We start from the raw sequence: 24443 nt of genomic DNA on the forward strand, positions 1-24443 counted from the left end.
TCGCAAAACTTTCGGCGTCACCCGGGGAAATCTGTGGTAGCCCTTCGGGCAGGTCATACGGTGGGGAACACGAAGGCCCCTTGTGGCTGGGAGCCCAGCCCGCCGCTGCGCGGCGGGACGCCGCGCTTCGCGCGAGCGGAAGACGCGTCGTTGGCGGTGGAGAGGGCGGGCGGCGGAGAGGCGAGGGTGGGCGGTGGAAAGGGTGGTGTGGCGATCAAGGCCACATCCGGCGCAACCCGGTAACGGCTACCAACGGTGACCGATAAGGGGGCATGTACGTCGCATCCGTCCGACCCACCAACCCCATCCGGGGCAAGGTCCCGGGCACCGTGGTGGCGTTGGGCACGGTCAGTCTGCTGACCGACGTCTCCGCCGAGATGGTGACCGCGTTCATGCCGGTCTACCTGGTCTTCACGCTCCAGATGAGCTACGCCCAGTTCGGCATCCTCGACGGTCTGTACACGGGTGCGACGGCCGTCCTCCGCCTGGTCGGCGGCCACGTCTCCGACAAGACCCACCGGCACAAGGCGGTCGCCGCGTGTGGTTACGGACTGTCCGCGGTCACCAAGTTGCTCTTCCCGCTCGTCGGCGCGAACGCGTTCGGCATCGGTGCGACCATGGCCGCCGACCGGGCCGGCAAAGGGCTTCGCACCGCTCCCCGCGACGCGCTGATCTCGCTCGCCACTCCCCCCGAGCGGCTCGGCGCGGCGTTCGGGGTGCACCGCACGATGGACACCATCGGCGCGCTTCTCGGGCCGCTCATCACCTTTCTGCTCCTGCACCAGATCGGGATGGTCGCGGGCCCGGTGTTCGTGGTCAGCGCGTGTTTCGCCGCGGTCGGGTTGATCGTGCTCGTCGCGTTCGTCCGGGAGAACCGCCGCGTCACGCGGCCCGGACCCCGGCCCTCTCTCAAGGCCGGGCTCGCGCTGCTCCGGCAGGCGGGCTACCGGAAGGTCGCCGTCGTCGCCGCCGTCCTCGGGTTGGCGACGCTGTCGGACGCGTTCGTGTTCATCCTCGTGCAGAAGTCCACCGACATCTCCCCCGGCCTGCTGCCCCTCCTGCCGCTCGGCACCGCCCTGGTCTTCCTGCTCGCGGCGACACCCGTCGGGTTGCTCGCCGACCGGGTCGGTCGGTGGCGGGTGTTCTTGGGTGGGCACGTGTTGTTGCTCGCCGTGTACGTCCTCCTGCTCACCCCTCGATCGGGGTACCTCGGGATGGGGATCGCGTTGGCGCTGCACGGCTTGTTCTACGCCGCGACCGACGGGGTTCTCTCCGCGCGCATCAGCACGCTCGTTCCCGAATCCTTGCGGGCTTCCGGGTTGTCGGTCATCCAGACGGGGCAGGCGCTCACCCGGCTGATCTCTTCCGTCGCGTTCGGCTTCCTGCTCCAGTTCGCGGCGTTCGGCACGGCGGTCTACAGCGCCATCGGTGCGCTCGTCCTTGCCCTGGTGGTTGCTTGGCGCATGGCCTGACCCCCACCCCTGAACCGATGTCGTGGACGCTTCACCGGGTTCGGGGAGGGACCAGCCACGAGAAGGTCGGCGACTGCGTGGGCTCGGCGCGGATGACCGTGACCCTAGTGCGCGGACCCCAGTGCGCGGACCCTAGTGCGCGACGGCCGCGAGGACGCGCCGCTGGAAGACCGGCTGTCCGGCCGCGAGATCCGGCTCGACCCGTGCCCCTAGAGCACGAGCCGAGCCGAACCACGGCCTACAGCAAGCCGATCGAGCCGTGCGCGACCGACGGGCCGTGGGTGATGTCACCCGGGTACGCCGCCGTGTAGCCCTGCAACAACGTCGCCAGCCCGACCAGCAGCGGCACGTTGGCGTCGCACGACGCGAAGCCGGACGCGTTGGTCACCGCCGTGCACAGCGCCTGGCCCTTGACCGTGCGGAACGCCACGGTCTTGCCCGCCACCGGCCTCCCGGTGTGCGACTCGGTCAACGTGGCGTCCATGCCGCGCACGGTGAACCCGAGCAGCCGCAGCTGGAGCGCGGCGTGCCCGCCGGCCAGCTTCGTCGGCGCGGGCGGCACGGCGTGGATGGCGATGCCGACCGGGTTGACGCCCACGGCGATCGTGTTGACCACCGACAGCGATGCAGTGTCCACAATGGACACGGAGTTGCCGTTGAAGTTCGTCACGTACGCCTTGGCGCCGTCCGGCGTGAGCGCCACGCTGATCGGCCGGTCACCCACCGGGACGGCCGCCACCGGCGCCATCGCGGGGATGTCCAGCACCGAAAGCGAGTCGGCCTCGCTGTTGGTCACGAACGCCCGCGTCCCGTCCGGCGAGACGGCCACGCCGTGCGGGATGAAGCTGACCGGGATCGTGCCGAGCACGGCGTGCGACGCGGTGTCCACGACCGCGACGTTGTTGGAGAACTTGTTGACCACCAGCAGCCGGCTGCCGTCGGGCGTCACCGCCACCGCGGTCGGCGTGTTGCCGGTCGAGATCTCGGCGACCTCGGCGTTGGTGAAGGTGTCCACGACGGACACCGTGCCCGCGCCGACCACGTCGTGCGCCACGAACAACTTCTTGCCGTCCGGCGTGATCGCGACGCCGTCCGCGTTCGGGCCGACGTCGATGGTCGCGGTGGCGGTCAGGGTCGCGGCGTCCACCACGGACACCGTGCCGCCGCGGTAGTTCGACACGTACACGTGGCCGCCGCTGGGCGACACCACCACGCCCGCCGGGCCGTCCCCGACCGGCACCGCGGCGTCGATGGTGTTGGTGGGCGTGTCGATGACCGTCAGCGTGTTGTTGCGGACGTTCGTCACATAGCCGCGCGCACCGTCGAACGCGACGCCGACCCCGTAAGGGGAATCGCCGCCCGCGTCGGACAGCGTGCTGGTCAGGGTGTCGGTCGCCGTGTCGAGGACGGACACGCCGCCCCCGTTGTTGGCGATGTAGCCCAGGACGCGGGTCGGCGCGGCCACGGCCGACGCGGACGGCACGAGCAGGGCGGCGCCCAGGGCTGCGGCGCCGCACAGCGCGGGCACCTTGCGAATCGGTCTGAGCCGTTCTGTTCCGGGCAACTTCGGCCTCCAAGTCGACTGGGATCCCGCATTGCCCCAATCGCCGTAGCGGCCCCGGCCGTTAGCCAGACCCGGAAGCCCGTTCCTAGAACCGGTACACGTGCACCTGGTAGGGCGCGAAGTCGTCCACGATCTTCCCGTTCTCGATGGGCACAGTGCGGTTCTCGTCCACGACGGTCGCCGTCCCCGACCGCACCGGCACGCTGATCTCCACCCGGGCCGCGCCGCTGCGCGGGACCGAGGTGTTGCCGTCGGTCTGCGCGATCACCCACTTGGCGTCTTGGGCCTGCTTGTGCAGCACCGACACCGGGATGCCGTTGTCGCTCTTGGCCGTCACGCCCGGCAGGCTCGCCGCGTTGAGCACCGGCGCGAGCGCCTGAAGCCGCGCGTTGACCGCCTTGACCTTGGCGGTGATCTCCGGTCGGGTCAGCACGCTGGAGTACTCGCCCTTGCCCTCGGTGTAGAAGCTGTGCGCGAAGTAGTTGATGCCGGTGGCCCCGTGGAGGATCGTGTTCCACACGGCGGACTCCACCTGGTCGGGCTCGATGGTCTCGCCGTGCGTGTGCGGGTGGCCGGTCTCGACGAACCCGTACAGCGGCTTGTCCGGGCCGCACCACTTGCGCATGGTGTCGATGACCTCGCCGTAGCTGAACGCGCCCACGCGGTCACCGCGGTCGGGGTGGGTCCACCCGTAGTAGTCCGCCGACGCGATGTCCGCCGCCGAGCAGTAGGTCTTCATGTCCTCTTCGTAGGACTTCTCGACGTACCCGTAGCCGACGCTGCCGCCGGGGGTGCCCATCCACACGCCGAAGTTGATGTAGGTGGGCCGGGACGGGTCCATGGCGCGGGTCTCGTTGGACTTGGCGAGGATCGCCGAGGGCTGCATCTCGGGGTGGAACACGTCGCCGTAGACCTTGTTCATGTCCGGTTCGTCGGCCACCAGGTAGCCGACGTAGTTGTGCTCGTGCCCCTGGTCGCCGAGCACGGCGTCCACGCGCTTGGGATCGACGTAGACCCGCCAGTCGGTCTGGATCAGCCCCTCCCGGCGCAGGTACCACCACTCGTCCTCCCACAGCCCGAGCCCGGTGCCGATGCCGATGCCGGGGTAGGCCTTGCCGAGCTTCACGCCGTTCTCGACGCCCGACGGGTCCTGCATCCACACGGTGATCGGGAACACGTTCGCATCGCCGGTCGGGTTCGGGCCGTTGGCCCACTTCTTGTAGTAGTCGACCACCGGGGCGGGTGGGGCCTGCGGCTGCGGCGGTGCGGCTTCGGCCTCGCACGCGACGGCGGTGAGCAGCAGAGCGGCCAACGCGAGGTGACGGGCACGAGCCATGTCGGTTGCCTTTGTTCAGCGAGCCGGGGTCAGCTCGACGAGGTGGCGCGGCCACGTGCGGCCAGCACCTGCTTGGCCTTCTCGAAGCCACCGGGTCCGAGGACGCGCATGGCTGTCGTCTTGGCCAAGTATCGGGCGGTGTCCCGGGCCACCCGCAAGGGATGTCCCACGAACCGGTCACGGACCAGCACGCGGCGGTCGGGCTCGGGCACGTCGTCCAGCGCTGCGCCGAACGCGGCGCGGTGCGGGGTCGGGGACACGAGCCGGCCCCGGGTGCGGTTGCTCACGTTCCCGCCGTGCACGACCTGGAGCCAGCCCGGCGCGCCGCCCACCGACACCACCTCGGCGTGCCGGTGCAACCGGTTGTGCCAGTCGGCCCAGCACGTGATCGGCGCGTCCCACGACTCCCGCACCGAGGCGAACGCGTTGTCGGCGTCGTGGTGGGCGTACAGCCCGGTCGGGCTCTTGACCAGGCCGTTCGCCAGGTACAGCGCGGTGCGCGGCGCGGTCGTGCGGACGGCTTGGAGGCGGGCGACGAAGTCCGCGGCCAGGCCGTCGTCGTTGTCGAGGTTGGTGGTCAGCAGGGCGTCGCCCCTGGTCGGGAAGAGCTTGGCGATGTCCTCCAGGAGCTCCTCGCGGCTGACCTGCTCGCGGAACACGGGCGTGTAGGTCCCGCCGTGCTCGCGGATGCGGTCCTTGAGCCACTCGGGGCTCTCGGGGTCGAAGTAGATGATCCACTTGAAGTTCGCGGACGTCTGCGCGCGCACCGACGGCAGGCAGTACCGCTCGAACAGCCCGACGCGCTCGGTCAACCACCCCTCCCGCGCCCGGACGACGCTCTCCGCGCCGACCGAGGGCAGGTTGAAGCGCGTCAGCACAACGTGGTCCATCGGAAGACCCCTTCCCGTCGACCGGTACATCGGGATCCGGGGCCGACCGTTATCGCCGCCGAGTTAACGATCCGTGCCCGGCCGCGATGTGTAGGACGTGACTGAAGCCCCGACACGACCCACGGTCGACGTCGTCATCCCCTGCTACAACTACGCGAGGTTCCTGCGGGCCTGTGTGCGCAGCGTGCTGGACCAGCCCGGCGTGGACGTGCGGGTGCTGATCATCGACGACACGTCGAGCGACGAGACGCCGCAGGTCATGGCGGAGCTGATGAAGGACCCGCGGGTCGAGGGCCGCCGCCACGAGGTCAACAAGGGCCACATCGCGACCTACAACGAGGGCCTGCTCGAATGGGCCAAGGCCGACTACACGGTGCTGCTGTCCGCTGACGACCTGTTGGCGCCGGGCGCGCTCGCCCGCGCCGCCGCGGTCTTCGAGGCGAACCCGAACGTCGGCATGGTCTACGGGCGGGTTGTCTACTACTCCGACCACGACGACCTGCCGAAGATCGTGACCCCGCCGGCGGGCACGACCGTGTGGTCCGGTGTGGACTGGATCGAGAACCGGTGCCGCACCGGGCAGAACGTGCTGTCCTCCCCCGAGGCCGTGGTGCGCACGTCGGTGCAGCAACGGGTCGGCGGCTACCGGCCGGACCTGCCGCACGCCGGCGACCTGGAGATGTGGATGCGCATCGCCGCCGTGTCGGACATCGGCTACGTGCGCGGCAAGCCCGCCGCGTACTACCGGGTGCACCAGCAGAGCATGTTCCGCACGCAGTTCTCGTCGGTGTTCGCCGACCTGGAGCAACGGCAGGCGGTGTTCGACCGGTTCTTCTCCGAGCACCCCGACCTGCCGCCGCGCCTGAAGCACCTGGCCAACCGGTCGATCGCGAAGGACGCCCTGTGGCGGGCCGTGCGCGCCTACGACCGGGACAAGCTGGCCGAGATCCCGGTCGAGGAGCTGGTGGAGTTCGCCCGGTCGGTCTACCCGCACGCCGAGCGGCTGCCGGAGTACCGGGCGCTCAAGCGGCGCAAGGCGCTGGGCGCGAAGCTGTGCAGCCGCACCCAGGTCTTCGTCGGCGCGCACCTGGTCAAGCGCGGTCGCGGCCTGGTCGGCAAGCAGGTCTGGAAGTGGCGCGGCCAGTGACCACGCTGGAGCGCAAGGTCAGCTCGGCGATCCGGTGGAGCGCGATCAACAGCCTGCTCCAACGGGTCTCCCAGGTCGGTGTCGGCGTCCTGCTGGCGCGGCTGATCGCGCCCGAGCAGTTCGGCGTGTTCGCGGTCGCCCTGGTGGTGCTCAACATCGTGATGAGCGTCAGCGAGATGGGCGTGAGCGTCGCGCTGGTGCGCACGGACGAGCCGGTGCACGAGATCGCGCCGACGGTGACCACGCTGTCGATCCTGTCCGGTTGCCTGTTGTGCGGCATTTGCGTGCTCGGCGCGCCGTTCTTCGCCGACGCGATGGGCACACCGCAGGCCACGGGCGTGATCCAGCTCATGTCGGTGGCGTTGGTCATCGCGGGCGCTTCGGCCGTGCCGGGCGCGTTGCTGCAACGGGAGTTGCGGCAGGACCACAAGTTCGCGGCCGACACGTCGGCGTTCGTCGTCGGCACGACCGTCGTGGTGGTGCTGGCCGTGCTCGGGTTCGGGGCGTGGAGCCTGGCGTGGTCGCGCATCGCGACCAACCTGACCGCGGCCGTGGTGATGTTCGCGTTCACCAAGGAGCGCTACCGGCCGGGGTTCGACCGGCGGCGGGCGCGCGAGGTGCTGGGGTTCGGGCTGCCGCTGGCCGGGGCGTCGCTGCTGATCTTCGGCGTGCTGAACGCGGACAGCATCATCGTGGGCAGCGTGCTGGGCACCGTGCCGCTGGGCTTCTACCTGCTGGCGACGAACCTCGCGAACTGGCCGGTGGGCGCGTTCTCACAGCCGGTGCGCAGCGTGTCGCTGGCGGCGTTCTCCAAGCTGCGCGACGACCCGGAGGCGTTCCAACGGGCGTTCGGGCGCGCTCTGGGGTTGTTGGCGCTGTTCACCGTGCCCGCGTGCGTGCTGTTGGCGTCGTTGGCTGACCCGTTGGTGCGCACGGTCTACGGCGAGCGGTGGGCTCCCGCGGCGGCGGCCTTGGCGGCTCTGGTGTTGCTGGGCGCGCTGCGGGTGGCGCTGGAGCTGGGGTACGACTACCTGGCCAGTGCCGGGCGGTCGCGGGCCATCCTGGTGATCCACGTGGTGTGGTTGGCCGCTTTGGTGCCGTTGCTGGCGCTGGGCGCGCACCTGGACGGCATCCGCGGTGTCGCTTTGGCGCAGAGCGTCGTGGTGCTGGTCTTCATCATGCCCGCTTACCTGATCGCGTTCCGGCCCTACGGGGTTCGGGCGCGGGCGTTGGGCGTGGCCGTGGCCCGGCCGGTGGTCGGCGGTGTCGTGATGGTGGCCGTGGCGCTGGGCGTGCAGTGGTTCGTCGCGGACCCGTTGTGGCGCTTGATCGTTGGTGGCGCGCTGTCGCTGTTGGCCTACACGGCCGTCGTCTTCCCGCTGCGCCACGAGGCGCTCGGCCTGCTGCGGAGGGGTTAGCCGTGAAGCCTGTCCAGGTGTTCCGACGTCGGGCGCACCAGGTGTCGCGCATCGTGCGGGACCAGGGGTTGCGCACGCTGAGCGCGCGGGCGTTGCGCACGGCGGCCAAGCGGCTGGGCGCGGACGCGGAGGTCTTCCCGGTGCGCCTGGAGGACGTGCGGGCGGCGGACGTGTCCGCGCGCAAGCCCGTCGTGGTGCCGCCGGTGCCGGCGGACGGGTCGCTGACCATCAACTGGATCAGCACGCCGCCCGCGCCGGGGTCCGGCGGCCACACCACGATGTTCCGGTTGATCCAGCACCTGGAGTCGCTGGGCCACACGTGCCGGCTGTACCTGTACGACGTGTACGGCAGCCGCGCGGTGGACCACGAGCCGGTGATCCGCGCGGCGTACCCGGGGTTCCGGGGCGGGGTGTTCGACGTCACGGAGGGGATGGCCGACGCGCACGCGGTCTTCGCCACGGCGTGGATGACCGCCTACCCGGCGTTCAACGACCCCTGCGCCGGCAAGCGGTTCTACCTGGTGCAGGACTACGAGCCGTGGTTCTTCCCGGTCGGCGGGCTGTCCGCGCTGGCGGAGAACACCTACCGGATGGGCTTCCACGGCTTCACCGCGGGCCGGTTCCTGGCGGAGAAGCTGCGGACCGACGTGGGCATGCCGGCGGACTGGTTCGACTTCGGCTGCGACGCCGACCGGTACCACCTGCGCGAGGACGCGGCGCGCGACGGCGTCGTGTTCTACGCGCGGCGGCTCGCGCCCCGGCGGGCGATCGAGATCGGCTTGCTGGCGCTGGAGGTCTTCGCCGAGCGGCACCCGGACGTGGTGATCCACACCTACGGCGAGAAGATCGGGTCGTTGGGGCCGAGGCACGTGGACCACGGCCTGGTCACGCCGGACGAGCTGAACGCCGTCTACAACCGTTGCTACGCCGGGTTGACGCTGTCGATGACCAACGTCTCGTTGGTGCCGCACGAGATGCTCGCGGCGGGGTGCATCCCCGTGGTCAACGAGGCCGGCCACAACCGGGTCGTGCTGGACAACGACCACGTGCGCTACGCGCCGGCGACCCCGCACGACCTGGCCCGGACGTTGTCCGATGTGGTCACCACGCCGGACTTCGACGCGGTGGCCCGAGCCGCGTCGGCGAGCGTGTCGGGCCGGTCCTGGGACGCGGCCGGGCACGAGCTGGAGAAGGTGCTGCGCCGCGAGCTGCTCGTCTAGATCGGCGAGGGCGAGGTGGCGTCCTTGATGATCAGGGTGGCGCTGCTCCGGCCGTCCGCGGGGACCGTGTGGATGGAGGCCAGCTTGGCGTCCTTGGGCACCGCGGAGAACGCCAGTCGGTCGTCGCCGAGCCAGGTGGCCTGGTCGTCCACGCCCGCCGTGCCGGGCAGGCGGCGTTCCTCGCCGGTGGCCAGGTCCAGGACGGCCAGGTCCCAGGGGCCCAGGCGGCCGATGCGCTTCTTGTAGGCCACCTTGGTGCCGTCGGGCGACAGGGACGGGCACTCGGCGTCGCGGCGCAGTGACGTGACGCGACGGTCCCGGAGGTCGCCCTTGACCAGCCAGGTGAAGCCGCCGGAGGCGAGGGTGGCGTAGAAGGTCCGGTCGTCGGCGGCGACGGTCAGGCCCCAGTAGTTGACGTCCTGGGCGGTGTGGGGCTTGCCCTCCACCTCGGCGGCGAAGCCCTCCAGGGACTCGACCACCTCGCCGGTCCGCAGGTCGAAGTAGCCGGTGCGGGTGGAGAAGCCGCCCGGGACCAGGTAGGAGTCGCCGGTCACGAACGACGTCCACGACACGACCTGGCCGGAGGCCGACACCTTGGCCCGGCTCGGCACGCCCGGCAGCGGCACGGTGCGGACCACGGCGCCGTCGCGGGAGATCTCCGCCGCGTAGGTGGGTCCGGGACCGGCCAGGCGCAGGCACACCGTGGTGCCGCCCGCCCGGTACACGCGCTGGCAGGCCAGGTCGGTGCCGTTGCGGGTGTCCGGGGCGGCCAGGGCGACCTGCTCCACGCGGCTGCGGCCGTCGGCCAGCTCCACGAACATCAGGTCGGCGTCCACCGCGGCCGTCGGCGCCGCGGGTTGCCCCCGGACGACCGTCGTCACGTACACCACGCCGGCCCCGACGACCAGTACGATGGCCAGGACGGCGAGCACCACGCGACGCGAGCCCAAAGTCCATCACCACCTGTAACGACCGGGCCGGAGTCGGCCGATTTCTACAGTAACAAGACCCTGCGGCACGCGACTCAGGGTGGATGCGGATCGGGGAGCGGATGGACTTCTGGGGTGCCGTGCGGACGCTGCGGAGGCGGTGGTACATCGCCGTGCCGTCGGCGTTCATCGCTGTCGCGGTGGCCATGGGCATCTTCATCTCGATCCCGACCCGCTACCAGTCCTCCGGCGTGATGGTGCTGACCACGCCGGCGGCCGGCGGCACGTTCTCGGAGAAGGTCACGCCGGAAGAGGCGGTGAAGATCAACCCGCTGCTGGCCTTCGACGGCAGCCTGGCCACGACCTCGCAGATCCTGTCCCAGATCCTGGCCGACCCGAAGACCCGCGAGAAGCTGGGCATCGTCAAGGACTCGCCGCTGAACTACACCGCGACCGGCGGCGGCCAGAACGGCCCGTTCCTGTTCGTCACGGCGGACAGCGACACCCCCGAGGCGGCCGAGAAAATGGTCACCACGGTGCTGGAGTTCGCCACGAAGGAACTGGACGACCAGCAACGCAAGCTCAAGGCGCCGGAGTCGACGTTCATCACCTCGCAGGTGATCGTGAACCCGACCGAGGCGGAGGCGCAGATCGGCGGGAAGGTGCGCTACGCGGGCGCGGCGTTCGTGCTGCTGATGCTGCTGACGACCGCGGCGACCTTCGGCTCGGACAGCATCCTGAACCACCTCCGCCGCCGCCGCGAAGCGGCAGCGAAGGCCGCCGGCGGCGGCGACGCCGACCCGAAGGCCGACGACGACGCCAAGCCCACCGACGAGCCCCGCCCCGAACCGCCCGCCCGCCCGACCGCCACGCCCGCCACCGCCCCCGCCGCCAACCCTGCTCCGCCCAGTGGGCCGGGTCCCGTCGGCGCACCGGGCCCGGCCGGCGCGCCCGGTTCCACTGGCGCACCGGGTCCCGGGTCCAACGGTCAACAGCGCCCGGTGGTCGGCGGTCAGCCCGCCACGCACCCCGGCCCCGGCCAGCCGGTGCCCAACGGCGCGCAGCGGCGCCCTCCGGGCCCGCCCGTGCACCGGCCCACGGCCAGTGAGCAGACGGTCAAGGTGCAAGCCCCCAAGGCCCAGCCGACCGCCAGCGAGAAGACGGTGAAGATCGCCGTGCCGCCGCCCAAACCGGCATGGCCGACCAACGACGACGGCTCTTGACCGCCCAGCAGACGCACGTCCGGCAGCGTGTGGACGGGGCCACGCTCGTCTGCGTCTACCTCCTCGCCCTGCTGATCATCCCGGCTCGCCTGGTGCTGTCGTTCGTGCCGATGACCCTGCCGCCGGCGCTCGTGGTGGCGTTGCTGCTGGGCGTGCTGTGGCTGTCGGCCCAGATGGTGGACACGCTCGGCATGGGCAAGGGCCGCAACATCGTCCGGTTCGCCATCGGGCTCTACCTGGCCGCGCACCTCGCGACCTACGCCGTGGCGACGCGGCGGTGGTTGCCGACCGACGAGCTGACCGTGGCGGACTCCAGCATCGTGCGGATCACCGCCACCATCGCGCTCGCGGTGTTCATCTGCGACGCCGTGCGCACCAAGGAGCGGCTGGACAAGGTCCTCAAGCTCATCCTCGCGTGCGCGGCGGTGATCGCGTTCGTCGGCCTGGTGCAGTTCGGGCTCGGGGTGGACCTGGCGAGTTACGTCAGCCTCCCCGGACTGCGGGCGCAGGAGAACGGCTACGCGGTCATGGAGTCGCGGTCGATCTTCCGCCGGCCCACCGGCACCACCAACCACCCCATCGAGTACGGCCTGATCTGCGCGATGGCCGTGCCCCTGGGCGCGCACTACGTCTTCCGGGCGAGGGACGAGGGCACGCCGTACGTGCGGTGGCTGGCGTGCCTGGCCCTGGTCGGCCTGGGCGCGATGACCGCCTTGTCGCGCACGGCGATCCTCGGCATGACGGTCGCCGGGGTCATCATGGTGATCACCCTCCCCCGCCGGCAGCGCGTCACGGCGGCGATCGTGGGCGGCGGGTTCTTCCTGGGCGCGGCCGTCGCGGTGCCGGGGCTGTTCGGCACGCTGCGCGGCATGTTCTCCAACATCGAGGACGACCCGAGCGTGAAGGCGCGGACGGCGGACTACGCGGCGGCGGCCGAGCAGATCGACCTGAACCCGTGGCTGGGCAGGGGTTTCGGGACCTTCCTGCCGACGAAGTACACGATCCTGGACAACCAGTTCCTGCTGACGTTGATCGAGAACGGGTACCTGGGGCTGTTCGCGCTGATCGGGATGTTCCTGGCGGCGGCGTACGCGGTGGTGCGGGTCCGGATGATCAGCAAGGACGAGCACCTGCGCGGGTTGGCGGCGTGCGCGCTGTCGGCCGTGCTGGCAGGCGGGATCGCGTCGATCACGTTCGACCTGTTGGGGTTCGGCGTGGCGACCGGGCTGGTCTTCGCCTACATCGGACTGGCGGGAGCGATGCTGCGAATCGCCCGCGAGCAACGAGCGAACGAGACCCGATCCCCCGCACCCTGAGCACCACCGCACCCCTGAGCACTCAGCCGCGCAGCGGCACGCTTTTCGCCGCGCAGCGGCACGCTTTTCGCCGCGCAGCGGCGGTTTTGGGTTGGGCTCCCAGCCACAAGGGGCCTTCGTGTTCCCCACCGTATGACCTGCCCGAAGGGCTACCACACTTTCCCGGGGTCGGGCCAAAAAGTTCGCGAGGAACGAGCGAAGTTTTTCGACCGACCCCGGGAAAGTGTGGTTGGCTCCGCCAGGTCATGCGGTGGGGAACGCGCAGGCCCTTCCCCCCACTGGAGGCCTCCCGGCCGCTTTTAAGCTTTAGAGCGCTTCGCGCAACGCGCGAAGCGCTCCCAAGCGCGAAGCGCGTTCATCCCTAGTTAGCGCGGAGCGCGTCGCGTGAAGACCCGCGAAGCGTGGGCTTGAGAGCGACAGCGTGAGTTCAAAGAGTAAAAGAGCCTCGCCGGCGGGCGAGCCACCGAAGATGGACACAACTGCCAAAGCGGGGGCTTCTTGCTTGTGCCATCTCCGCATGACCCGGCAAAGCCGACCACATTTTCCCGGGGTTGGTCGAAAAACTTTTGCTCGTTCCTCGCAAAACTTTTTGGCCCAACCCCGGGAAAATGCGGTAGCCCTTCGGGCGGGCCATACGGAGATGACACAAGCAAGAAGCCCGGCTTGGGTTGTGTCCCCTTCGGTGGACTGCCCGCTGGCGGCTTCGCCGCTTTGGGGCGCGCTGTGCGCGGTCAGGCTGGGGTTAGGCCCTTGTCGCCCTCGGCGTACTGGTTGCCGCATTCCGGACACCTCAGGGTGGCGTCCAAGCGGTGGCCGCAGGCGCAGACCCAGCCCTTGTGGACGGCCGGGTTGCCGGCTACGAACGAGTGTGCCGCCACGTCTCGGGTGACGACCGCGCCCGCGGCGGCGAAGGCGTACTCACCGATCTCCACGCCGCACACCACGACGGTGCCCGCACCCAGCGAAGCACCGCGTCTGACCACAGTGGACAGCAGGTCGTCCCCGGTCTTGCGGATCGCCGCGCGCGGACGCAGGTCGTTGGTGAACAACACGTTCGGGCCCAGGAAGACCTCGTCCTCGCACACCACGCCGTCGAAGACCAGCGTTCCGTTCTTCACCGTCACCCGGTCGCCCAGGACGGCCCGGCCCTCGATGAAAGCGCCGTCGCAGATGTTGCAGTCGCGGCCGACCCTGGCTCCCGGCAGGACGTGCGCGAAAGCCCACACGCGCGTGCCCTCGCCGACGTCGTCGCTCTCGCACAAACCCTTCGGGTGGACGTGGACGGTCATCGGACGGCCTCCGCCAGCGCTTCCACGACGCGCTCCTGCTGAGCGGGCGTGATCTCCGGGAACAACGGCAGGGACAGGATCTCACCCGCGACGGCCTCGCTCACCGGGAAGTCGCCGCGCGCGTGGCCCAGGGAGTCGAACGCGCCGGTCAGGTGCACGGGGGTCGGGTAGTGGATGCCCGCGCCGATGCCGGCCGCGTGCAACGCCGCCAGGACCCGGTCCCGCTCGGCCACCCGCACCACGTACAGGTGCCACACCGGCAGGTTCCCCTCCAGGACCTCCGGGAGCACCACCCCGGGGACGTCGGCGAGCAGCCGCGAGTAGCGGTCGGCCGCCGCGCGGCGGCGGGTGTTCCACGCCTCCAAGCGGCGGAGCTTGGCCGAGAGCACCACCGCCTGGAGGGTGTCCAGGCGGCTGTTGAAGCCCAGGACCGTGTGCTCGTACTTGCGGGGCGAGCCGTGTTCGCGCAGCAGCCGCACGGCGGTGGCCAGGGTGTCCGAGGACGTCAGGACCGCGCCGCCGTCGCCGTACGCGCCCAGGTTCTTGCCGGGGTAGAAGCTCGTCGCGGCGATGTCGCCCAGACCGCCCACGGCCACGTCGAACCGCCGTGCGCCCTGCGCCTGGGCCGCGTCCTCCACGATCGGCAGGCCGAAGGACCGCAGCTCCTCGACGGGCGCGGCCTGGCCGTACAGGTGCACCGGCAGGATCGCCTTGGTGCGCGGGGTGAGGGCGTCGCCGACCAGCTTCGGGTCGATCAAGCCGGTCGACGCCACGCAGTCCACCAGCACGGGCGTCGCGCCGGTGCGGGCCACGGCCTCGGCGGTCGCGATGAAGGTGTTCGCGGGCAGCACGCACTCGTCGCCCGGCCCGACCTCCAGGGCGCGCAGCGCCAGCTCGATCGCGTCGGTGCCGTTGCCGACGGCCACGCAGTGCGCGACCTCCTGGTAGGCGGCGAACTCCGCCTCGAACTCGGCGACCTGCGGACCGCCGATGAACGCGGTGTTCTTCAGCACCCGCGCCCAGCCCTCGGCGACCTCGTCGGCGACCTGCTCGTGCTGGGCACGCAGGTCCACCAGCGGGATGTCGATCACGAACCGTTCCCCTCTCGCAGTCTCCGGGCGGGGTTCCCCACCCAGACCTCACCAGCGGGCACGTCCGTGAGCACCACCGAACCCATGCCCACGACCGCCCCCGCGCCGATCGTCACGCCTTCCCGGACGCAGGAACCCTGCCCCAGGTAGGCGCTCTCGCCCACGCGCACGGCCCCGCCCAGCGCCGCGCGGCCGGCGAACGTGACGCCGTCGCCCACCTCGTCGTCGTGGGTGACCAGCACGTGCGGCATCGCGACGACGTGCGCCCCCAAGCGCAGCGGTGTCGTCACGACGGTCCCGGCGAGCAGGACCGTGCCGGGCCCGAGGGCCGCGCCCTCGGGCACCGACGCCGCCGGGTGCACGACGGTGGCGTACCGGTCCTCCGGCAACGCCAACCGCCGCACGACGTTCATCCGCCCCAACGGCCGGCGCGCGCTGGCGATGCACACCAGCACGGCCGCGTCGGGCATCTCGTGCACCACCTCCGACCCGCCCAGCACGGGCAGACCGTCGAGGTCCGCGCCGTGCCGGGCCGGGTCGTCGTCCAGCGCCCCCACGGGCTTCCACTCCCCCGGCAGGAGCCGGACCGCGGCGAGCACCTCGCGCGCGAGCCCGCCCCCGCCGACCAGCAGCAGTGGCCGTGGCGTCATGTCGTTCCCCTCGGTGCGGAGCCGGCCGGGCCCGGTGTGGACCCGGCCGGCGGTCTCAGCTCGTCGTGAAGACGACGTCGACCCAGTAGTGGTTGCCCTGGTAGCTGTTCGTCGGGAACCCGCTGCCCACCGCGTACAGGCCGTTGGGCGCGCCCTCGGCGGTGGCCGGCGCCGACAGCGGCGGCGAGGTCGCGGTGTAGCCCGCGAAGTAGCCGTGGTTCACCGAGTAGCGGCCGTTGGGCACGGTGTAGGAGGCCACGTACGTGGTCCCCGCCGTGACGTTCAGCGGCGTGTCGAACGTCAACGTCTGCCACCCGGTCGCGGTCTCGTTCACGAACGTCCCGGTCTTGAGCGCCACGCCGTCCGCCGACCAGATCGTGCCGGTGTGGGTGCCGGTGTTGCCCGCGCCCTTGTAGAACTTCACGCCGGTGATCTGGCCGTTGACCGAAGGCGTGAACCGCACGCCCATCTCGTACGCGCCGCCGTCGTCCGCCGACGGCACCGTGGGCACCGTCGCCGAGCTGAACAGCGAGCACGGGCAGGTCTGCGTGGAGGTCACCGTGAACGACCAGGTGACCGGCGCGGCCATGATGTTGCCACCGGTGTCGGCCGCCCGCACGCTCGCGGTGTACCGGGTGCCGGCCGCCAGCGGCGCGGCGGGGGTCCACAGCAGCGTCCGCTGGTCGCCGGAGCGGGTCACGGCGCCGTCCAGCTTCGCGCCGCCCGGGTCGCTGACCGTGAACTGCGAGTTGGTCGTGTCGACCGGCTCGTCGAAGGACGCGGTCACCTGGGTGGTGCGCGAGACGTCCACCGCGTCGGTCAGCGGCGTGTGCCCGGAGTGCGCGGGCGGGCTGGTGTCGCTGTTGGGCGTGTAGACCACGTCCACCCAGTAGTTGTTGCCCTGGTAGGACATCGTCGGGAACCCGCCGCCCGGCATGAACACGCCGTTGGGGTTGCCGTCGCCGGTCTGCGGCGCGGTCAGCGGCGGCGCGTTGACCCCGGTGGCCTGGAAGTAGCCCTGGTCGATCGAGTAGCGGCCGTTCGGCGCGTAGTACGACGCCGTGTAGACCAAGCCCGGCGAGACGGTGACCGGTGTGGTGAAGGTCAGGGTCTGCCAGCCCGAGGCGCTCTCCCCGCTGAACGTGCCGGTCGCGAGCCGCACGCCCGCGGAGGACCACAGCGACCCGGAGTGCGTGCCGGTGTTGCCCTCGCCCTTGTAGAAGCGGACGCCGGTGATCTGGCCGCTCTGCGTGGGGCTGAACCGCACGCCCAGCTCGTAGGACCCGCTGTCGTCGGCCGACGTGGTGGTCGGCACGGTCGCCGTGCTGAACAGCGAGCACGGGCAGGTCGCGGTGGTGGACGTGGTGAACGACCACACCGCCGTGGAGGTCATCGCGTTGCCGTTGACGTCGGCGAGCAGGACGCTGGCCGTGTAGCGGGTGTTCGGCTTCAGGGCGCCGTTCGGCGTCCACGTCACGGTCTTCTGGTCACCCGAGAGCTGGACGGCGCCGTGGAGCTTCCCGCCACCCGGGTCGGACAGCCAGATCTGGGTCGAGGCCGGGTCCATCGCCTCGGAGAAGCCCAGCGACAGCGACGAGTTCAGGCCCACGCCGGTCGCGTCCGGCCCCGGCGTGCGGGTGTCCAGCGTCGGCGGCGTGGTGTCGCCGTTGAGGCCGTTCTTGTAGATGACGTCGACCCAGTAGTTGGCCGCGTTGTGGGACGACGTCGGGAACCCGCCGCCGCTGCCGTAGCGGTAGACGCCGTTGGGGCCGTCGGTGCCGTTGGACAGCGCCCGCATCGCGCCGTAGCTCGCGCTCTGCCCGTTGAAGTAGCCGGGCGTCACCGAGTAGTGGCCGTTGGGCGCGTAGTACGACACGACGTAGGTGGTGTTGGCCTGCACGACCACCGGCGAGCTGAAGTTGAGCGTCTGCCAGCCCGAGGAGGTCTCGTTGCTGAACGTGCCGGTGGCCAGCAGCAGACCGGTGGAGGACCACAGCGAGCCCTTGTGGGTGCCGGTGTTGCCCGCGCCCTTGTAGAAGCGGACGCCCAGCACCTCGCCCTTGCCGTTGAACCGGACCTTCACGCCCAGCTCGACGGGGTTGTTGTCGTCGGCGCTGTTGGTGGCGGGTGCGGCGAAGTCGTCCCACACCGTGCACGGGCACGTGGCGGGCCGGTTGTAGCCGGTGGTGAAGGACCAGTTGTGCTGCACGGTCTCGTTGCCCGCGGCGTCCTTGACCTTCACCGAGGCGGTGTAGGTGGTGCCGGTGGCCAGGGCCGCGTTCGGGGTGAACTGGGCGGTCTTGCCGTGGCCGGTGACCGAGGACGTGCCGGCGACCGCGCCGCCGGGGCCGGTCAGGGTGAACTGGAGCGTGCTCGGGTTGACCGCCTCGTCGTAGGTCGCGGTCAGCGTCGGGTTGAGGGTGACGCTGTTCGCGCTGGACAGCGGGTTGGTGCCGACCAGTTCGGGCGCGCGGGTGTCGGGGCCGGGGTCCGGCGCCCACACCACGTCCACCCAGTAGTTGCTGTCCTGCGAGCTGCGGTCCGGGAAGCCCGGCCCGGAGCGGAACACGCCGTTCGCGCCGGACACGCCGCCGGTCTGCGGCGCGGTCAGCGGCTCCAGGTAGCGCGAGGAGCGGCTGAAGTACTCGGTGTCCACCGAGAAGTGCCCGGTCGGCGACAGGTAGGACACGACGTAGGTGGTGTTGCCGGTGACCGCCACGGGCACCGGGAACAGCAACGTCTGCCAGCCCGACGCCGTCTCGTTGACGAACGTGCCGGTCGCGAGCTGCTGACCGGTGGCGGTCCACAGGGTGCCGGTGTGCGTGCCGGTGTTGTTCGGCCCCTTGTAGAACTTGACGCCGCGGACGTAGCCGTCGGTGTTGGCGCGCCACTTGACGCCCAGCTCCAGGGCGGAGCCGTCGAGGATGTCCGGCGTCTTCGGGGTGTCGTTGTTCGTCCACAGGCCGCACGGGCAGGTCCGGGCGTTGACGCCGGGCGAGGCCGTGGCGGGCGAGGACAGGTTCAGCGAGTCGTCCACCGCGCGGACCCGCAGCTGGGCCGGGCCGGACGCGGACGGGGTGTAGGTGTGGGTCCAGGCGGTCTGCCCGGCCTGCCAGGTCGCCGGGTGCCAGCGCACGCCGCCGTCGGTGGAGACCTCGACGCCGGTGACGCGGCCGGCGGCGTCGGTGACGGTGCCGGCGAACGTGTACGGCTGGCCGACCGTGGACGTCGGCGGGACGGTGGTGTAGGTGACGACCGGCGGGGCGGTGTCGGTGGAGGCGGTCGCCTGCACCAGGCCCGGCATCAGGGTCGTGGCCTGCACGCCCATGTCGGCCAGGAAGTTCACCGTCGCCTGCTGCATCCGGATGTCGGAGGTCGGCGTGTTGGTGAGGAACGCGTGCTCGTCGTCCACGCCCCACGCCCACTGCACCGTGCCCGCGCCGAACACCAGCGCGCCGGAGGAGTGCTTGTAGTAGGTGATGGCGTGGGTCTTGGTGTCGGGCGTGTAGTAGTCGCCGTGGTTCTGCAACACGTACGGGCCGTCGAGCATCGCGACCGTGGTGCGGGAGAACTGGCCGACGCCCGGAGGCTGGTAGCCGTTGTCCTCGACCGTGTTCCACTCGTAGCCCAGCGTGCCCGGCTGGAACGTGTAGGTGGTGCCGCTGCTCATGTTCTGCAACGAGGTGTGCCGCCACAGCCGCATCCGGCCGTACTCGGCCGGGACCTGCAAGGAGTCGTCGCGGCGGCCGTTGACGGTGAAGATGTTGCCCAGCAACGCGTTCTCCGGCCGGCCGCCGTCCTGCGGCGGGCTGTAGCGCGGGTCGCGCCAGGTGCCGGTCCAGTCGTTGAGGCCGTCGTTCTGGGTGCCCTTGGTCTCCTTGTAGCACGCGACGGTGCGCCAGTCGGTCTGGGAGGAGTCGATGCTCTTCTCCCAGCGGGTCTTCCAGAAGATCTCGTTGCCGGTGAGGAACGCCAGGTGCACGCCCGCGTCCCGGGCGGCCTCGACGTTGGCGCGCTGCTCGTTGGACCAGTACTCGTCGTGGCCGACGGCCATGAACACCTTGTGGTTCTTGATGAGGTGGCCGCGGCGCGCGCTGTCGACGTCGGTGGTGTAGCTCAGGTCGTAGCCGTTGCGCTCCAGGAAGCGCAGCATCGGGTACTCGGCGTTGAAGATGAAGTTCTCGTCGCCGTCGCCGCCGGTGTACGGGCGGTTGTAGCTGACCTTGTAGGCCTGGCCGCCCTGGCCGGGGCCGTCGCCGAAGTACAGCGAGTTGCCGCCGTAGCGGTTGTAGGCCACCCAGGTGGAGTCCGAGGTCTGGAACAGGATCTTCGACGTGCTGGTGTCGTCGCGCACGACGAACGCGATCTCGTTCTTCAGCTGGTTGTCGTTGCGCGTGACGCGGGCGTAGTAGATGCCCGACACCGCGTCGGCGGGGACGTTCCAGGTGACCGAGACGGCCCAGTTGCCGCAGTCGATGAGCGCGCTGGGGGTGTCGCGCAGGCACGGCGGCTGGTTCTGCGGGGTGTTGCGCGAGACCGAGCCGATCTGCCGCGCGCCGACACCGCCGTACCAGCCGAGCCGGAAGATGTCGATGGTGTACGAGGAGGCGTTGGTCAGCATCTTGAACGCGACCTGGCCGCCCGGCGTGGTGCTGATGTCGGTGGTGTAGCCCAGGATCGAGTCGTCCCGGGAGGTCACCTGCCAGTCCGGCGTGCCGGGTTTGGTGTTCTCGCACGCGACTTTGTTGACCACCGGGACGTCACAGGGCGCGGCGTTGGCCACTGTGGCGTTGAGGAGGACAAGGGGGGTGACACAACCGGTCACCATGAGCACAGCACACAGGGTCCTGACAAGACGTCTCACCGGCGACGCCATCGAGCACTCAACTCCTCGAACGCACTCCGTAGTGCGGCAGTCACTACTCCCCGTAGTGCAACCTTGTTGCTCCGAAGGTCGCCATTCACAGTGAACCTGTTACTACAGTGGAGATCTCAATTGGATGACATCGCGCAGTCGGAACCCGTAGTCACTGTGCGTAGTCAGTCGAGACATGGCGGTACCCGGTGGCCGGGCCCTGCCCCCGACCACCGGGTTCCGCGAACGTCCGCTCCGCGCTAGGCGGTGGCGGCGTTCAACGCGGCGACGACCTCGTCCTGCTCCTCGTCGGTCAGCCCGACGAAGTGCGGCAGCAGGATGTGGTCCGCCGCGACCCTTTCCGTCACCGGGAGCGACGGGGTCGCGTCGCCGGCGTGGTAGACGGGTTCGAGGTGGCACGCGGTGATGCGCCTGGTCGCGACACCGCGCTGGGCCATCGCGTTCATGACGTCGATGCGGGTGTGGTGCTTCAGCCGCACCAGGTACGACTGGTAGACGTGCCCGAAGCCCGCCGGTTCGTAGGGCAGGACCAGGGAGCCGTTGCCCGCCAGCAGCTCGTCGTAGCGGGCGGCCAGGGCGCGGCGCACCTTCACCACGTGGTCCAGCTTGCCCAGCTGCACCACGCCGACCGCGGCCTGGATGTCGGTCATCTTGTAGTTGAAGCCGACCTCGTCGTAGCTCTCCGCGATCACCGCGGTGGACGTGTGCCGGGCCAGCGTGGAGATCGAGGCCGCGTGCGCGCGCAACGCCTTGAGCTTCGCCGCCACCTCGGCGTCGTCCGTGGTCACCACGCCGCCCTCGCCGGTGGTGAGGATCTTGCGGGCGTCGAAGGAGAACACGGTGATGTCGCTGATGGTGCCCAGGCGGACACCGTCGATGGTCGCGCCGTAGGCCGGCGCGGCGTCCTCGACCAGGTGCAGGCCGTGCTTGCGCGCGATCGCCTTGAGGGCGTGCAGGTCCGCGGGCAGGCCGATCTGGCTCGCGGGCATGATCGCCTTGGTGCGCGGCGTGATCAGCGTCTCGACGTGCGCGGGGTCGATGTTGTAGGTGCGCTCGTCGATGTCGGCGAACACCGGCGTGGCGCCGGTGTAGCGGATGGAGTTCGGCGTCGCGATGAACGTGAACGACGGGCAGATCACCTCGTCGCCGGGGCCGATGCCCAGCGCCGCCAGCGCGAGGTGCAGGCCGGTGGTCGCGCTGTTGACGGCCACCGCGTGCTTCGCGCCGACCTGCTCGGCCACCAGCTCCTCGAACTTCGCCGCGCGCGGGCCGACCGACAGCCACCCGGACAGCACCGCTTCCGCGGCGGCGTCGGCCTCTTCCTGGCCGACGTACAGGCGGGTGATGGGGATCATGCCTTCGCTCCCTGGAGTTCGTTCTGCCACCACGACACGAGGTCGCGCAGTCCGTCGTGCAGCGACACGCTCGCCTCGAAGCCGAGCTTCTCGCGGGCGGCCTCGGTGCTCGCGAGCCGGCGCGGCACGGCGTTGACCTTGCGCTCGGGGCCGTGCTCGGGGCGCAGGTCGGTGCGGCCCATGACCTCCAGCAACGCGTCGGCGAGCTGGGCGAGGCTGGTCTCCACGCCGGAGGCCACGTTGAACACCTCGTCGGAGACGTCGCTCTTGGCCGCCAGCACGTTGGCGCGCGCGATGTCGGTGCTGTAGACGAAGTCCATGGTCTGGCTGCCGTCGCCCAGGATCAGCGGCGGGGTGCCGGCGGCGATGCGCTCCATCCAGCGGACCAGGACCTCGGTGTAGACGCCGAAGACGTCCATGCGCGGCCCGTAGACGTTGAAGTAGCGCAGGGCCACGTAGTCCAGGCCGTACATCTCGTTGAAGCTGCGCAGCAGGCCCTCGTTGTAGACCTTCGCCGCGCCGTAGAGGGTGCGGTTGGCGTAGGCGTGGTGGTTCTCCTCGGTGGGGAACACCTCCGCCAAGCCGTAGACCGACGCCGAGGACGCGGCGACGACCTTGGTCACGTTCGCCTGCACGGCGGCCTCCAGCACGTTGAACGTGCCGGTCGCCAGCACGTCGTGCGCCAGCCGGGGCTCTTCCGCGCACTGCGTGATGCGGATGGCGGCCTGGTGGAACACCAGGTCGACGCCGTCCATGGTGGACCGCACGGCGTCGAGGTCGCGCAGGTCGCCTTCCACGAACTTCACCGCGCCCGCCTTGATGGGGCCGGCGAGGTTCTCCAGCCGGCCGCGCACCAGGTTGTCCAGCACGACGATCTCGGCGACGCCCTCGTCGAGCAGGTGGTCGGCGATGGTCGAGCCGATCAGGCCCGCCCCGCCGGTGATCAGGACACGTGCGTCACGCAGGTTCACGCCTGGGCTCCAAAGGTGAAGGCCGGGTTCTCCAGGTACCGGGCCAGCGACGGGTTGGTGCTGTCCTTGGCCGACAGGATCGGGTCGGTGATCGGCCAGGCCACGCCGACGTCCGGGTCGTCCCAGGCCAGCAGGCCCTCGGCCAGCGGGTTGTGGAAGCCGGTGGTCTTGTACTGCACCTCGGCCACGTCCGAGAGCACCGCGAAGCCGTGCGCGAACTCCGGCCCGATCAGCAGCTGGGTGCGGTTCTGGGCGGTCAGCTCGATGCCGTACCACTTGCCGAACGTCGGCGAGCCGACCCGCAGGTCCACCACGACGTCGAAGATCGCGCCGACCGTGCAGCGGACCAGGCGGTGCTGCGGGGCCAGGGCGTTCTGGAAGTGGAACCCGCGCAGGACGCCCTTGCTGGAGCGGGAGTGGTTGTCCTGCACGAAGTCCAGCGACAGGCCGTGCTGCTCCCAGCGGCGCTTGCTGTAGGACTCGAAGAAGAACCCCCGCTCGTCCTCGAACCACTCGGGCTGGATGACGAAGACGCCCTCTAGCTCGGTGGGTGTCACCGTCATGTCCATGCCCTGCTTCGGGGCCGCTACCCCAGTCATGCAACCGCCTCTTCCAGTTCCGCGGGACGGACGTCCCGCACCGTGACGAACTCGCCGCCGGCGGCCAGGCTCGCCGACGCCGCTTCCAGGATCGCGAGCACCCGCAGGCCCGACCAGCCGTCGGTCAGCGGCGCGCGCTTCTCGGTGATCGCCGCGGCGAACTCCGCCATGACGCCGCGCAGCGCCTCCCGCTCGGGCAGGGCGGGCGCGACGGTGTCCCCGCGCCGGTAGGAGATGATGGCCTGGGTCCGCTCCTCGTCACCCTCGATGACGTCCGCGCCCCGGTCGTGCACCGAGATCCGCTGCACCACGTTCAGGTCGTCCCAGACCACCGTGCGGCGCGAGCCGCCCACGATCATGGTGCGGATCTTGGTCGGGGACAGCCAGTTCACGTGCACGTGGGCCATCACGCCGTCGGTCAGTTCGAGGGTGAGGTGGCCGACGCACGCGCGGCCGGCGCCGATCGGGTCCGAGCCGTGCGCCGAGACGCGGCGGACGGCGACGCCGTCGGGCAGGACCGCGTCGAAGATCGACAGGTCGTGCGGGGCGAGGTCCCAGAACACGTCCACGTCCGGCTGCACGAGGCCCAGGTTGACCCGCACCGAGTCCAGGTACTGGACGGTGCCGATCTCGCCGCTGCGCACCAGGTGCCGCAGGTGCTGCACGGTCGGCGTGTAGACGAAGGTGTGGTCGAGCATGAGGGTCAGGCCGCGGGCCTCCGCCTCCTCGACCAGCTCCAGCCCGGCGGCGTACCCGGCGGCGAGGGGCTTCTCCACCAGCACGTGCTTGCCCGCCCGCAGCGCGGCCAGCGCGACCGGCAGGTGGGTGGCGGCGGGGGTGGCGATGGCCACCGCGTCCACCGCCGGGTCGGCCAGCACGTCGTCCAGGGAGCCGGACACCCGCACCGTCGAGTAGTCGCCGAGCACGCGGCGGGCCCGCTCGGTGTCCAGGTCGCACAGGTACCGCAGCTTCAGCCCGGGGGTGGCCTGGGCGTTGCGCACGAGGTTCGGCCCCCAGTACCCGGCGCCGATGACGGCGATGCCGATCGGCTGGTCCATCTCCAACTCCTTGTCGCCGCCTCCGCTGGGAGACGTACG

18 protein-coding genes are annotated in these 24443 nt (G+C 70.6%); 6 read left to right on the top strand and 12 right to left on the bottom strand.

All coding sequences use genetic code 11. The features are described 5' to 3' along the window. Positions 1-272: 272 nt before the first annotated feature. Positions 273-1472, top strand: a complete 1200-nt coding sequence (locus ABD126_RS33675) for an MFS transporter (RefSeq protein WP_343938711.1) — start codon at positions 273-275, stop codon at positions 1470-1472. 238 nt (positions 1473-1710) lie between these two features. On the opposite strand, the gene ABD126_RS33680 is transcribed toward ABD126_RS33675, so the two are convergent. The 3 genes from ABD126_RS33680 to ABD126_RS33690 all read right to left on the bottom strand — a co-directional run bounded on the left by ABD126_RS33680 (position 1711) and on the right by ABD126_RS33690 (position 5262). After that, complete coding sequence (locus ABD126_RS33680; protein ID WP_343938713.1) at positions 1711-3000, bottom strand: beta-propeller fold lactonase family protein; 1290 nt, start codon at positions 2998-3000, stop codon at positions 1711-1713. Positions 3001-3121: 121 nt separating this feature from the next. Then, positions 3122-4372, bottom strand: coding sequence for a hypothetical protein (locus ABD126_RS33685; RefSeq protein ID WP_343938715.1), 1251 nt, complete (start codon positions 4370-4372; stop codon positions 3122-3124). A gap of 29 nt (positions 4373-4401) precedes the next feature. After that, positions 4402-5262, bottom strand: coding sequence for a glycosyltransferase (locus ABD126_RS33690; protein ID WP_343938717.1), 861 nt, complete (start codon positions 5260-5262; stop codon positions 4402-4404). A gap of 97 nt (positions 5263-5359) precedes the next feature. Here ABD126_RS33690 and ABD126_RS33695 point away from each other — a divergent pair, with 97 nt between their 5' ends. From ABD126_RS33695 to ABD126_RS33705, 3 genes are read left to right on the top strand one after another with little or no spacing between them, the layout of a single operon-like run. Continuing rightward, positions 5360-6409 (top strand): glycosyltransferase family 2 protein, encoded by a 1050-nt coding sequence (locus ABD126_RS33695; protein ID WP_343938719.1) that lies wholly within the window; start codon positions 5360-5362, stop codon positions 6407-6409. Next, complete coding sequence (locus tag ABD126_RS33700) at positions 6394-7827, top strand: lipopolysaccharide biosynthesis protein (RefSeq protein WP_343938721.1); 1434 nt, start codon at positions 6394-6396, stop codon at positions 7825-7827. The genes ABD126_RS33695 and ABD126_RS33700 overlap by 16 nt, the downstream gene beginning before the upstream one ends. Positions 7828-7829: 2 nt before the next feature. Beyond that, positions 7830-9047, top strand: a complete 1218-nt coding sequence (locus tag ABD126_RS33705) for a rhamnosyltransferase WsaF family glycosyltransferase (RefSeq protein WP_343938723.1) — start codon at positions 7830-7832, stop codon at positions 9045-9047. Here ABD126_RS33705 and ABD126_RS33710 read toward each other — a convergent pair. After that, positions 9044-9997, bottom strand: coding sequence for a TolB family protein (locus tag ABD126_RS33710; protein ID WP_343938725.1), 954 nt, complete (start codon positions 9995-9997; stop codon positions 9044-9046). The two genes, ABD126_RS33705 and ABD126_RS33710, sit on opposite strands and share 4 nt — an antisense overlap. A gap of 83 nt (positions 9998-10080) precedes the next feature. Between ABD126_RS33710 and ABD126_RS33715 the strand changes: the two genes are divergently transcribed. Both ABD126_RS33715 and ABD126_RS33720 read left to right on the top strand, forming a co-directional pair. After that, complete coding sequence (locus tag ABD126_RS33715) at positions 10081-11199, top strand: GumC domain-containing protein (protein WP_343938727.1); 1119 nt, start codon at positions 10081-10083, stop codon at positions 11197-11199. After that, complete coding sequence (locus ABD126_RS33720; protein WP_343938729.1) at positions 11196-12515, top strand: O-antigen ligase family protein; 1320 nt, start codon at positions 11196-11198, stop codon at positions 12513-12515. The genes ABD126_RS33715 and ABD126_RS33720 overlap by 4 nt, the downstream gene beginning before the upstream one ends. A 731-nt stretch (positions 12516-13246) precedes the next feature. On the opposite strand, the gene ABD126_RS33725 is transcribed toward ABD126_RS33720, so the two are convergent. The 8 genes from ABD126_RS33725 to ABD126_RS33760 form a co-directional block, all read right to left on the bottom strand. Continuing rightward, positions 13247-13804, bottom strand: a complete 558-nt coding sequence (locus ABD126_RS33725; protein ID WP_343938731.1) for an acyltransferase — start codon at positions 13802-13804, stop codon at positions 13247-13249. Then, a complete protein-coding gene (locus tag ABD126_RS33730; RefSeq protein WP_343938897.1) occupies positions 13801-14892 on the bottom strand; it encodes a DegT/DnrJ/EryC1/StrS family aminotransferase in 1092 nt (363 codons plus the stop codon). The genes ABD126_RS33725 and ABD126_RS33730 overlap by 4 nt, the downstream gene beginning before the upstream one ends. Continuing rightward, positions 14892-15545, bottom strand: a complete 654-nt coding sequence (locus ABD126_RS33735) for a NeuD/PglB/VioB family sugar acetyltransferase (RefSeq protein ID WP_343938733.1) — start codon at positions 15543-15545, stop codon at positions 14892-14894. Before ABD126_RS33735 ends, ABD126_RS33730 begins: the two co-directional genes overlap by 1 nt. A gap of 55 nt (positions 15546-15600) precedes the next feature. Further along, complete coding sequence (locus ABD126_RS33740; protein WP_425542924.1) at positions 15601-20421, bottom strand: DUF4082 domain-containing protein; 4821 nt, start codon at positions 20419-20421, stop codon at positions 15601-15603. A 239-nt stretch (positions 20422-20660) separates the two neighbouring features. Next, positions 20661-21776, bottom strand: a complete 1116-nt coding sequence (locus tag ABD126_RS33745; RefSeq protein ID WP_343938737.1) for a DegT/DnrJ/EryC1/StrS family aminotransferase — start codon at positions 21774-21776, stop codon at positions 20661-20663. Then, positions 21773-22747 (bottom strand): NAD-dependent epimerase/dehydratase family protein, encoded by a 975-nt coding sequence (locus ABD126_RS33750; RefSeq protein WP_343938739.1) that lies wholly within the window; start codon positions 22745-22747, stop codon positions 21773-21775. The genes ABD126_RS33745 and ABD126_RS33750 overlap by 4 nt, the downstream gene beginning before the upstream one ends. Further along, entirely contained in the window at positions 22744-23346 is a 603-nt protein-coding gene (gene rfbC / locus ABD126_RS33755) for a dTDP-4-dehydrorhamnose 3,5-epimerase (protein ID WP_343938741.1), read from the bottom strand. The genes ABD126_RS33750 and rfbC overlap by 4 nt, the downstream gene beginning before the upstream one ends. Continuing rightward, positions 23343-24404, bottom strand: coding sequence for a Gfo/Idh/MocA family protein (locus tag ABD126_RS33760; protein ID WP_343938743.1), 1062 nt, complete (start codon positions 24402-24404; stop codon positions 23343-23345). The genes rfbC and ABD126_RS33760 overlap by 4 nt, the downstream gene beginning before the upstream one ends. Positions 24405-24443 lie beyond the last annotated feature (39 nt).

The sequence above is a fragment of the Saccharothrix mutabilis subsp. mutabilis genome (assembly GCF_039521145.1).
Classification (GTDB): domain Bacteria; phylum Actinomycetota; class Actinomycetes; order Mycobacteriales; family Pseudonocardiaceae; genus Actinosynnema; species Actinosynnema mutabilis.